We start from the raw sequence: 11,023 nt of genomic DNA, 5'->3' as shown, positions 1-11,023 counted from the left end.
AGTTAGTTGTTTTATAGCGAGGTTTTGACACGATTGATGGGTGAGTTGATAGGCTATGCCGATCAGATCACCAGCTATGGTTTTAGTTCAACTGATTTAGGAAACAAAGCCATTGCTTGGTGCAAAAAGCGAAAGTTGCAAGGTGCTTTAGGTGGTCCAGTTGGTTTGGAGTTTGGGGGGCCAAACTGTGATTGGGATTAGGCCTGATTTATATTTTATATAAGTGAGAGTGAATATATGAACTATTTTGAAGAGGACCCCTTCTAGGTAACGTAAACCTGGAGGGTGTATGAAAAAGCTAAAATCACATTACATACAGACTATTAATGAGGAACATTCAAAATATTTATGGTGGCGATATCCCACTATTCGTAGCGGTTTCCATAAATATTTTAGTACTAAACAAGAAAAAAGTTTTTACTTCATGCATTTGATTGAATGCAAGGGGTATCCAGTTAAACTTCGTGCTGCTCGTGGGAAACTGCTAGCAGATTCTTGGGATGATTACCCTTCACATGTCTTTGATGTAGCAAAAAGTTGGAAGCATAACTCAAAAAGAAGGCACCAATATTACCGTTTAGGTTGATAGTACTATAAGGTCATCAGCTCTAAAAAAGAGAGGTAATAAAGTTGCATACTAAAACCATCGTCATTATGCTCGATTAACGAGCTAATATCGGTGGTTTTTTATGGCTTCACGATTAAAGGGCTGCTCAGAGCAGCAATTTGGCAAATGGATAAAGGAAGGTCGAGGGAGTGGCCTGCATGCAGACTACAAACCTTGGTTAACCGTTAGGGATTTTCCATCTTTAGGGCGTGTTCATCGTGTATTTGGCCACAAATCGCAAAGAACCCATCACCTTTTTTCTGATATAGAACTTTCGGTATTCCTTATGCTGGAGTGGCACTGTGAAGTCACTCAGATCCGCGAGCAATTTCCACTTGAGCGTGATATCACTCGCCGACTTGCTGGCAGCGCAGGGATAAAACATCCAAACATCGCGGGTATCGATCAGTACATGTCGTCGGATTTTTTGGTCGATTCTACCGATGAGGAAGAACCAAGGTTTGTATTGCAGGCAAAGCATTCCTCGGCTTTGAGCGATGTGAGAACTGTCGAAAAAGTTGAACTCGAGCGTCTCTATTGGCAGGAGAAAACCTTGCCTTGGTATCTGATCACAGAACAAGACGTGCCTGATGTGGTGACTAGAAACATCAAATGGCTCTATTCGGCACAAAGGGAAGAAGCAGAGGACGCTGAGCTGGCACTGCAGCAGATCGAATTCTATGCCCATCATTTCAAAAAGAACCCTAATAAGACAGTACTCGCCTTGTGCAAGGAATTGGATGCGGCCTATGACCTGCCGCTTGGCGAATCGCTTTACGAAGTAAGGTGCTTGCTGGCCAAGCGCTATTTCTCCTTCGATATCTTCATTCCAACAACCAAACTCAAGGCGTGTGATTTGAATGCTGGAGAGCTAGGTTTTATCAGGGAGACATACCTTGTTTCGAATCAATGAGGTTCTTAAGTTTGGTGAGCATAGATATCGAGTTCTGCAACAACTCGGCGAGTATTTGGTATGGATAGATATCGATGACGCAACTGCTTTTCCTGAATTAATATTGACGAGCGAACTGACAAAGGCAATTGATCAGGAAAATCTTGAACGTACAAATGATCCGTATAAAAAACTTTCCTTTGAAACACCTATTGAAGGTAGTGTTGCTAGAACCAAGCGCGATACAAACTACGCATTAATTAAACCACTACTTGCTCTACCGGACTTTTATAGGCCTCAAAGCCGCGGAGCGGTTATTAAAGGCATTCTTGCTGAGCATGGTTCAACTAAACAGACGCTATATCGGCTGGCTCGTCGTTACTGGCAGCGTGGGCAGACGCCGAACGCTCTATTACCTGATTATAAAAATTCCGGTGGCAAGGGTAAACGACGGTTGGCCAAGGATAAAAAGCTTGGGCGTCCGCGTAAATATGAGCCAGGAACTGGGGCTAAAATTGATGAATTTATTGAACGTCTTTTTCGTATCGCAATTGACCGCTATCTCCTGAAAGATAAGGGCCATTCGTTCCCTTATGCTCATCGTCGTTTCGAGACTCTGTATTTAAATTATTTTCCTGATACGCCTCAAGAAGAATTGCCCAGTAACTGGCAGATGATGCACTTCTACAAGCGCGAGTATTCTCAACCTGAAAAGCTAAGAAAGCGTGTGTCGAACGTTGAATATAATAAAGATATTAGGCCCCTTCATAGTACTGCCAATACTCAAGTGCTTGGACCAGGATCTCGTTACGAGATAGATGCCACAATAGCTGATCTTTATCTTGTATCAGATAGTGAGAGGGCAAACATCGTCGGCCGTCCCGTTGTTTATATGGTTATTGATGTGTTCAGCCGCATGATTGTTGGTTTCTATATTGGTTTTGAAAATGCCTCCTATGCTGCAGCTATGCAGGCTTTGTTTATGGCGGCTACCGATAAAACGTCGTACTGCAAAGCGTTAGGTTTTGATATTGCATCGGAGGATTGGCCTAGTGTAGGCCTACCGGATGCCATTCTAGCTGATAGAGGTGAGCTACTGGGTCATCAGATTGAGAGTTTAGAGAGCAATTTTGCAGTCAGAATAGAAAATACGCCGCCCTACCGAGGTGATGCAAAAGGTATTGTTGAACGTAATTTCAAAACTATTCAGGCTTCCTTTGGTTCGTTTGTGCCAGGTTATGTCTCGGGTACTATGGTAAAAAAACGCGGTGGAAACGACTATCGGCTAGACGCGAAGCTAACAGTAAAAGAGTTTTCTCAGATCATCATCTCATCAGTGCTTTATCATAATCAGTACGCAGTACTTGAAAAGTATGACAGAGATTCAGATATGCCGACGGATCTGTCTACAACCCCTATTCACTTGTGGAACTGGGGTTTACAGCACCGAACAGGACGCTTGCACCAAGCTGATGAAGATGCGCTTCGTATCGCCCTTTTGCCAAGAAAAACGGCCACTTTGTCTGAGTTGGGAGTTTGTCTATTCGGTATTTACTATACGTCTTCTGAATTGCTGCAATTGGGTTGGACGCATAGAGGGAAGGATGTGAAGCGTCCAGCCAATATGGAAGCTGCTTACGATCCACTTGTTGCCGATAGAATTTACCTTTTTCCGGAAAAGGGTAATAACAAGTATTGGGTATGTAACTTGGCTGACCGATCAAGAGAGTTTCAAGGCGCCTCATTTTGGGATGTCTGGCTACTTCGTGATGAGCAGAAAATGACGACTGGGCAAGCTCGTGTGCAGTCTAAGGCAAAGAAACGACAACATGAGCAATTTGTCATCGATAAGATAGCTCAAGCGGAAAAGACTGCACCTAGTACTTCGGGGATTTCCAATGCTGAGCGGATACGTGCTATCAACGAAAATAAGCGGGAAGAAAAGGCTAGGGAGAGAGCTGAGAAGGCGCACCATCCCGTTACAAAGGATAATAGAAAACCTGGTAAGGTGATCCATCTTGTAAACCCTGAGCCAGACTTGGATTATCCTGATTATATCGATGAACTATTTGGGGAGGATGACTGATGTCATTACCAGATAACTTTGTCGATGCAGTTTACATCGATCCTGGTCTCGAACGCTATCGCGGTAATCCGCTGATTGAGGCTCTGCCGCCTATAATGGATTTACAAGACCTCAAGGTTAAGCTAACAGGTAAGGTGGAGTTCAACCCTAAGGACTGTTATGTAAAAGGGCATATACGTGCTCACGAGATTAGTGCACTACTCGATGATTTTTTCCAGCCACTGTCTATTCACAAGCAGTTAGAGGAGAAAATATCAGTCATGATCCGCGGTGGTTATGTGGGGCGTAATATTGCGGACGGTTCCCTGAATCAGAAGATGCAGGAAGGCTACCAAAGGATTATGTCAGGAGCTACGAACGATTTTCGTTTTACACAATCGAACTCGACGGCAAAGAGCATGTCATTGATTGGCTGTTCTGGTAGCGGCAAGAGTTCGACAATTAATCGTATTCTCGCGACTTATCCGCAAGTCATTTATCACAAAAAATATAACTTCATTCAGATGCCCTATCTGAGAATCGAATGCCCGTCAGATGGCTCGTTGAAGAGCTTATGCCTGAATTTTTTCCGCGAAGTTGATCGTACCCTCCATACTGGATATGAAGAAAAGTATGCTCGTAAACGCCATAGTACTGAAGTCCTGCTTTCTCTTATGGGACAGGTGGCAACACAGCGGGCAATAGGTGTTTTGGTCATAGATGAAATTCAACGATTAACGTTGAAGCGTTCGATAAGCAAAGAAGCGATGCTGGAGTTTTTTGTTGCGCTTGTAAACGTGGTTGGGGTGCCCGTTGTGATGGTGGGTACGCCTAAAGCTAGGCCTATATTTGAAATGGAACTTCAGGCTGGTCGACGCAGTGCTGGGTTCGGTTCGCTGTTTTGGGAGCCTATGCAAGAAGGTTTAGCTAAAGCGGATCCTAAGACGGGAAAATCGAGAAGAACCGAATGGCAGGCATTTACTGACAAGCTTTGGCAATACCAGTGGTTGAGCAATCGTGATGAGGTGTTGAGTGATGAAATTCGCGATTGTTGGTTTGATTTGTCGCAGGGTGTCATCGATATAGTCGTGAAAATATTCGTGCTTGCACAGATGCGAGCTATTTCTACGGGGTTGGAGCGGATCACCACTAAATTGTTGCGGACCGTATATGAGCAAGAGTTAAAGCCAGTACATCCCATGTTGGACGCTTTACGTAGAGATGATCCTCAGCTTATCGTTAAATATTCAGATTTACAGTTACCAGGGATTGATAAGCGCCTTATTGAGCTAAGGAGACTAATTGAAGAGCGACAGAGCGAAAAAGAAAATGAAGCGGCCTTTGCCGGTGATGAGAACGCTATGCGGCTGTATACCATGTTACAGGCTATGGGATGCGACTCAGAATTGTTGCAGCCACTGATTGTTAATGCTTTCAAGCAGCATCCGAATTTGTCTCTTCCTGAGCTAAGCCGAATTATTCTGGACTGGTATTCCAAACCTTCCGAATCACCAAAAAAGGTCAAAACTCAGACTATTAAGCCCTCGGATTGGCATACGCTGGATTCCGAAGATTTGAGGTTCAAATTCTCTCAAGCAGACAAAGGGCGACTTTACGAAGAGTTGAAATACGGTAAAGAATTGTTCGATGTGCCTAAGTGGCTGAAGAAAGTAGGCTGATATGTTGGGCTTTCCTTTGCCTTATCGCGATGAACTGCTGTACAGCACTATTGCAAGGCATGGGATCCACAGTGGTATAGCTTCGCCAAAGGAGCTGTTATTTGAAGTATTCGGTGATACTAAGATCATTGCTTCGTCAGATTTGCCATCGCACTTACAACATATCGCAGCACTCTATCCTGAAGAACTTGAGATTACATCGCTCGGTTTGCTCTATCGAAATACTCTTTTTCCTTTGTATGCACCTTTCGTAGGCGAAATAAAACGGATAGCTCTAGTTAAGGAGCTTACGGCAAACAGTAAAAGTTCTGTTCATCTCTCGGTCGGGGTGGCGGCTTCGCGTATAAGACAGCCTAAATACCTAAGATATTGTCCAACTTGTATGCTCGAGCAGTTAAGCAAACATGGAGAATGCTATTGGCGGCGCGATTGGCAAGTTGCTGGTTCCGAAATTTGCCTTGTTCATGGCAAGCTCATAGATTCACAAATATTTCGCCACGATGTGCATAGGCATGAGTTTTTAGCCGCTGATTTGACTATTTGCCCTAAGGTTGAACAGCTTCAAGGTGAATGGCAATACAACTTGCTTGCTGAAAGTATTAATGACTTGTTGAACCTAGAGGTTGTGCTTGCACCAGAGTTCTCACAATGGAGTCTTTGGTACGCCAATCTAGCAGTTAATCACTTATGCACTCGTGGCTCTTTTATACGTCATGACCTTATCCGTGACAAAGTCCTCAGTTTTTGGGGCACAAACTGGCTTTCCCGATATGGGCTAATGCCAAATGACGACGAAGCTAATTGGCTTAAAAGTATATTTCGTAAGCATCGTAAGGCTTTTAGCTACTTAGAGCATTTAGTTGTACTTCATGCCTTCTTAGAACCTAGATGGAAGCTTGCAAGTGTCATCGATAGTGTTATACGGCTCAAGCCAGATAAGAAAAAATCGAGCAAGATACTGAGTGGAACAGATAAACATTTACTGAATGAATGTCGCAATCGATGGCGAAAAGCCATTGAAATACAAGGAACCAAGCAAGCACGCCTCAATGGTTTTGATGATCTTTATGCTTGGCTTTATCGTCGTGACAGAGATTGGTTACTCAAAACAAATCAGGTTAATAAAATGCCGCAACCAAAACATAAAGCAAAGGTTGACTGGCAGAAACGTGATCGAGATACAGTTAAAAAGCTGATACACATTCGTGAATTGAGCGAGCTATTGCAGGATATGCCCAGACGCTCGATAAGCTGGTATCTAAACCAGCTTGATCATAAAGCTAGTATTGAAAAACACTTGAAATTACTTCCGTTGTGCAGATTGTTTTTTGATCGTTATTGTGAAAATATCTTTGAATATCAAATAAGAAGAATAACCGGAACAGTTATATCTCTTATGTTGAATGACGAGCCGCTGAAACGTTGGCAAGTTTTGAGAAAGTCAGGACTTAGCGAAGAACGCCTCACCGAACAAGCAAGTCTATTTCTAAAGGAAATCATTGGGATTTGAACGGTACTACGCATCTTAAGGGATTTAAAGACGATACTTGGATCAATGGTATAGGTGATCTATTCCGTAAAAAGGATAGTAAACAATGGGGAATTAACCTCAGTATTTATCCAAGTAAAGATAACGGCCCTGATGCAATTATCCTTTCTAATGCACCTATCCTTATACGTAAGCACATAATCAATCCGACCAAAGACTATTATCGTAAAGATTTTGAAAAGACGATTAAAATCTCTACAACCAGTAATTGGCAAGTTGATAAGCTCGAAAATTGTCCTGCTCTTGAAAGACGATTACCCAAGGAATTAGGTCAATACTGTTTTGTGTTTCAACTGATTGACGGAACTAGGGTGTACCTACCTCAGTTCGAGTTGGCGCGAGCATTATTCTTCCATAATGCCTACTTAGCCCGTTCTTCGGTGGTTCACGATCTATTGAGTAATGAGTTTTCCCTTGAGCAAGATGGTGATAAGACCATCATCAATGTACTGGAAACCTTTTCTGGAAACTGGGAGTTATTCAATGATTATGGTTATCGTCGATTAATCGCTTGGTTGCTGATGGACAAAGATGCTAAGCCTTCATTTGAGAGTATCGGCAATTACCAATTGAACGATGGATACGATGTGGGGCAATACCGGCGTTGGGCCTTTAGGTTTGACCCTCCTGCGCTAAAAGGAGCTAAGTTGAAACTGAAGGGGCATTTTGATCTCAAGACTAATACCCTGTTTGTCTATGAAATATCCAGCATTTTAAATATACCTACCGATCTGCCGGAACATATCGAATTTTTCAGCCCCAAATTTTATTCCCAAGTAAACGGACAGGGCCGAGCAGCAAGAACAGGAGCTGATCGCCCACCTAATCATGATATCGACGAAACCGCAGAGGGAAGTCGTGATAATAAGCCGGTCATGATAAGTGAAAATACTACGGAGTTTGAGTTTGACCGAGCAGTGCAAACATCTAAGGTCAGTAAGAAAAGAAAGTCTGTGGGCCGCGGTAAAAAAGACGAGGAGGAACCAAGTGAAGCTTCTAGCGATGTCAGTACTGAAGAGCAGGGGCCAAACGGTGATCTACCGAGTGCTGAATGGGATAATTTGAACGAGCAAACGGACGATTCTCATCTGTATTTAGACAAATTTACTAGCTACTTTGCGATGTTGGATCTTCTGGAGAAAAAGCATGGCTGTGAGGTCGTAAAATATCCACTTAGAAAACTGCCTGCCATTGGTAAATGCAAAAGGCATATTCTGGAAACGGACGGTAACTCTAGATGTTTGTCGGTCACTCATATCACTGTAGAAACAACTGGTTATTACCTATTGGAGGTTGATACATCTGATTCCAGTAAGGCGTTGTCGACAAAAGTAATCCGTGCCAGCGCAATTGGTGACATAGAGTCACACCTACATGAGATAGAAAAACAACTGCTAAAGGCTTCCTTGTCTTGGCCTAAGGAGCATCTGAATGCTTTAGTTGGTAATGAAAATCACTTTTGGGTTCCGCATCAGAAGTCTGGCAAAGGAGGAGCTTTAAGCGAAAAAGAGGTTGTGAAATGGAGTGATAGGTTTTTTGAATCCCTTACATAACTAATGTTTATCGATAGACTTATCAGCTATCGATACTGAGTGCCTTAGTCTATTTTGTTATCGATGCCCGTTTATCATTGACCCAGTGGTACAATATCGATATAAGACACTAAATAACTGTATTTTTAACAACACTATGTCTACTCATTCAAAAGCTGAACGTAAAGCCTTAGGCGCCTATTACACACCTAACAACTTAAGCCAAGTGTTGTGTGATTGGGCTATTCGTGCCCCTGATGAGGTTGTTTTAGAGCCTAGTTTCGGGGGATGTGGTTTTTTAGAAACTAGTGTCAATACGCTGAGATTATTAGGGTGCGAAGCTCCAAACAACCAACTTTACGGGGCTGATATTGACCTGAAAGCATTTGACTTTCTATTTGATAAATTAGGTAAAATTGCAAGTATTAGCAATCGTTTTATCTGCAAAGATTTTATTCAAACAACAACGCAAGACTTTGGTTGTGTTGAGTTTGATGTTGTCATTGGTAATCCACCTTACGTTTCTATGCATAATATGTCTGAACATCAGCGGGCTAGTTGCAAAAAAATTCTGAGAGAATCCCCTTATGCAGATGAAACAATAGGAAGTAATGCGAGTCTGTGGGCTTTTTTTCTGCTTCATTCTCTATCTTTTCTTAAAAGAAATGCACGAGTAGCTTGGGTGCTACCCAGTAGTGTGCTTCATGCTGATTATGCAAAAGCTTTGCTTTCAATATATAAAAAACACTTTGAGAGTCTTAAGGTGATAAAACTCAACCAAAGATTTTTTCAGTCATCAGGAGCAGATGAAATATCCGTTGTTTTATTAGCTGATGGTTTCAACAATCAGCCTAGGGATAGTGCAATCATTCAGTACTCTGTTGCTGAGGATTTGAGTTCACTTAAAGAAAAAGTGACAGTTAGTAGCGAGTTGCAACAAATTTTTCCTGAAAACTATAAATACTCTTTAATGACTTCAGCAGTCATAACACTTATGAATAGATTGGAACAAAGTCACTTAACTCAACGAATGGGAGAAATATCAAACGTCGTTATAGGGATGGTGACTGGTGACAATAAGAAATTTGTTCTTAGCGAGAAAGAAACAAACGATCTGAACCTTGAGCAAAGAGATTTACGACCTGTAATTGGGCGTTTTTCGCAATTAAAAGGGATTATTCATACTCCAGCTAGACATAACCGAATAGTTCAAGAGGGTCACAAATGTCTACTTGTATGCCCTGAGAATTTGCAGGTGAAAAATTCTTCAGTCAGAAGTTATTTAGCAAAATTTGACCGAAATAAACGTAAGACTAATAGAACTTTTGCAAAAAGAGTGAATTGGTATTATCCAGATGATGGTCGGTATCCTGATGGATTTCTTTCATATATGTTAGATAAAGGGCCTAGATTGGTCATTAATACTTCAAAGATTAATTGTACTAACTCTATCCATCGGGTGTTTTTTACAAATAACATGAGCTATGCAGAGAAAAAAGCTATTGCAGTGTCTTTCCTATCCTCTTATTCTCAACTTTCAGCGGAGTTAGTAGGAAGATCATATGGTTCTGGAGTTTTGAAGCTTGAGCCTACAGCGGCAAAGAATATTTCTATCTTTACTAGCACGAAAGTAATTAAGGCACTTTCACACATAACGTCTAAGATAGACGTATTGGTTGCTGAAGGGTTGCTAGAGGAAGCTCAAAAGATTGTTGATAACGTTATTTGTAAAGTCGAAAATATACCCTTAAGTGATTTTGATGAATTAAATAAATGTGCTCATATGTTAAGGCTGGATAGGTATAGAGGGCTTAGCCGAGGGGGCTAAGAAGATGTGTGATTTGGTTATATAGGGTGATAAATGGAATATACCCTAAGATGAATTACACATATGATATATATACGAATGTTGCGAACGGAGTATGCATATTTATGAATAATGAAGATGCTTTAAAAAAAGAACTAGTAAATTTAATTTCACAAAAAAAACTCGATTATGGATCTGTATTAAAAATTGCTTCTGAGTTGTCAGAGTTTGACACCAATAATGTACGATTTTCTGTAGACGCAAATTTAGTAAAGCGTCTTGGAGAGCAACTTGTCGCAAAAAAAACAACAGCTCTCAGTGAGCTAATTAAAAACAGCTATGATGCTGACTCTTCAGAAGTTAAGGTGATCTTCAGTGATACAGATACGCCTGATGGTAGTATTACGATAATTGATAATGGAAATGGGATGACTAAAGAAGCCTTGGTTAAAGGCTTTATGAAGATAAGTACGTCAGATAAAGAAGAATACCCATTATCACCTGTGTATGAACGTCCAAGAGCTGGCCGAAAAGGAATAGGTCGATTTTCAGCCCATAAAATAGGTAAAATGTTGACTATCGTTACTCGTACATCCTGCGATGAACCTTTCAAAATAGTCACTATTGACTGGGAAAAGTTTAAGTCAAATGCTAACCTCACCGTTATATCTAATACTATTTCAGAAACTTTTGATGATTATGGTGACGAAAAGTTTGATAACTATTTTTTTGAGAAAGGAACAAAACTAATAATATCGGGTACAAGAGAAGCATGGACTCCTTGATCCGATCCGGTACTTTTGGACATCTCGCTAAGTGAGTAAACTCGCTTATTGAGGTGAAGTATGTCAACAAAGAAACCCCGCAAGATCCATACGCAAGAATTTAAAGC

At 41.4% G+C, this 11,023-nt stretch carries 9 protein-coding genes; all 9 read left to right on the top strand.

The annotated features are described in order from the left end of the window. Positions 1-24: 24 nt before the first annotated feature. The 9 genes from M0413_RS22175 (at position 25) to M0413_RS22135 (ending at position 10,916) form a co-directional block, all read left to right on the top strand. On the top strand, positions 25-201 hold the full coding sequence (locus M0413_RS22175) for a hypothetical protein (protein ID WP_249555661.1): 177 nt from the start codon (positions 25-27) through the stop codon (positions 199-201). An 88-nt stretch (positions 202-289) separates the two neighbouring features. After that, a complete protein-coding gene (locus M0413_RS22170; RefSeq protein ID WP_249555659.1) occupies positions 290-586 on the top strand; it encodes a hypothetical protein in 297 nt (98 codons plus the stop codon). Between the two features lie 103 nt (positions 587-689). Then, on the top strand, positions 690-1,520 hold the full coding sequence (locus tag M0413_RS22165) for a TnsA endonuclease C-terminal domain-containing protein (RefSeq protein WP_249555657.1): 831 nt from the start codon (positions 690-692) through the stop codon (positions 1,518-1,520). Further along, a complete protein-coding gene (locus M0413_RS22160) occupies positions 1,504-3,585 on the top strand; it encodes a TnsB C-terminal domain-containing protein (RefSeq protein WP_249555655.1) in 2,082 nt (693 codons plus the stop codon). The genes M0413_RS22165 and M0413_RS22160 overlap by 17 nt, the downstream gene beginning before the upstream one ends. Beyond that, on the top strand, positions 3,585-5,243 hold the full coding sequence (locus M0413_RS22155; RefSeq protein WP_249555653.1) for an AAA family ATPase: 1,659 nt from the start codon (positions 3,585-3,587) through the stop codon (positions 5,241-5,243). The genes M0413_RS22160 and M0413_RS22155 overlap by 1 nt, the downstream gene beginning before the upstream one ends. Before the next feature lies 1 nt (position 5,244). Further along, positions 5,245-6,753 carry a TnsD family Tn7-like transposition protein gene (locus M0413_RS22150; RefSeq protein ID WP_249555651.1) on the top strand — a complete coding sequence of 503 codons (1,509 nt, stop codon included), beginning with the start codon at positions 5,245-5,247 and terminating at the stop codon, positions 6,751-6,753. Further along, positions 6,750-8,345: a Tn7-like element transposition protein TnsE gene (locus tag M0413_RS22145; protein ID WP_249555649.1), complete on the top strand. Its 1,596-nt coding sequence runs from the start codon at positions 6,750-6,752 to the stop codon at positions 8,343-8,345. The genes M0413_RS22150 and M0413_RS22145 overlap by 4 nt, the downstream gene beginning before the upstream one ends. A gap of 136 nt (positions 8,346-8,481) precedes the next feature. Continuing rightward, positions 8,482-10,152, top strand: coding sequence for an N-6 DNA methylase (locus M0413_RS22140; RefSeq protein ID WP_249555647.1), 1,671 nt, complete (start codon positions 8,482-8,484; stop codon positions 10,150-10,152). Positions 10,153-10,256: 104 nt separating this feature from the next. Next, positions 10,257-10,916 (top strand): ATP-binding protein, encoded by a 660-nt coding sequence (locus M0413_RS22135; RefSeq protein ID WP_249555645.1) that lies wholly within the window; start codon positions 10,257-10,259, stop codon positions 10,914-10,916. The last annotated feature ends 107 nt before the right edge of the window (positions 10,917-11,023 follow it).

The organism is Shewanella sp. 8A, from assembly GCF_023475945.1.
In the GTDB taxonomy this organism is placed as follows: Bacteria; Pseudomonadota; Gammaproteobacteria; order Enterobacterales; family Shewanellaceae; genus Shewanella; species Shewanella xiamenensis.
Note: the sequence above shows the minus strand (reverse complement) of the source record. Positions and strands in the feature narration are given on the sequence as shown.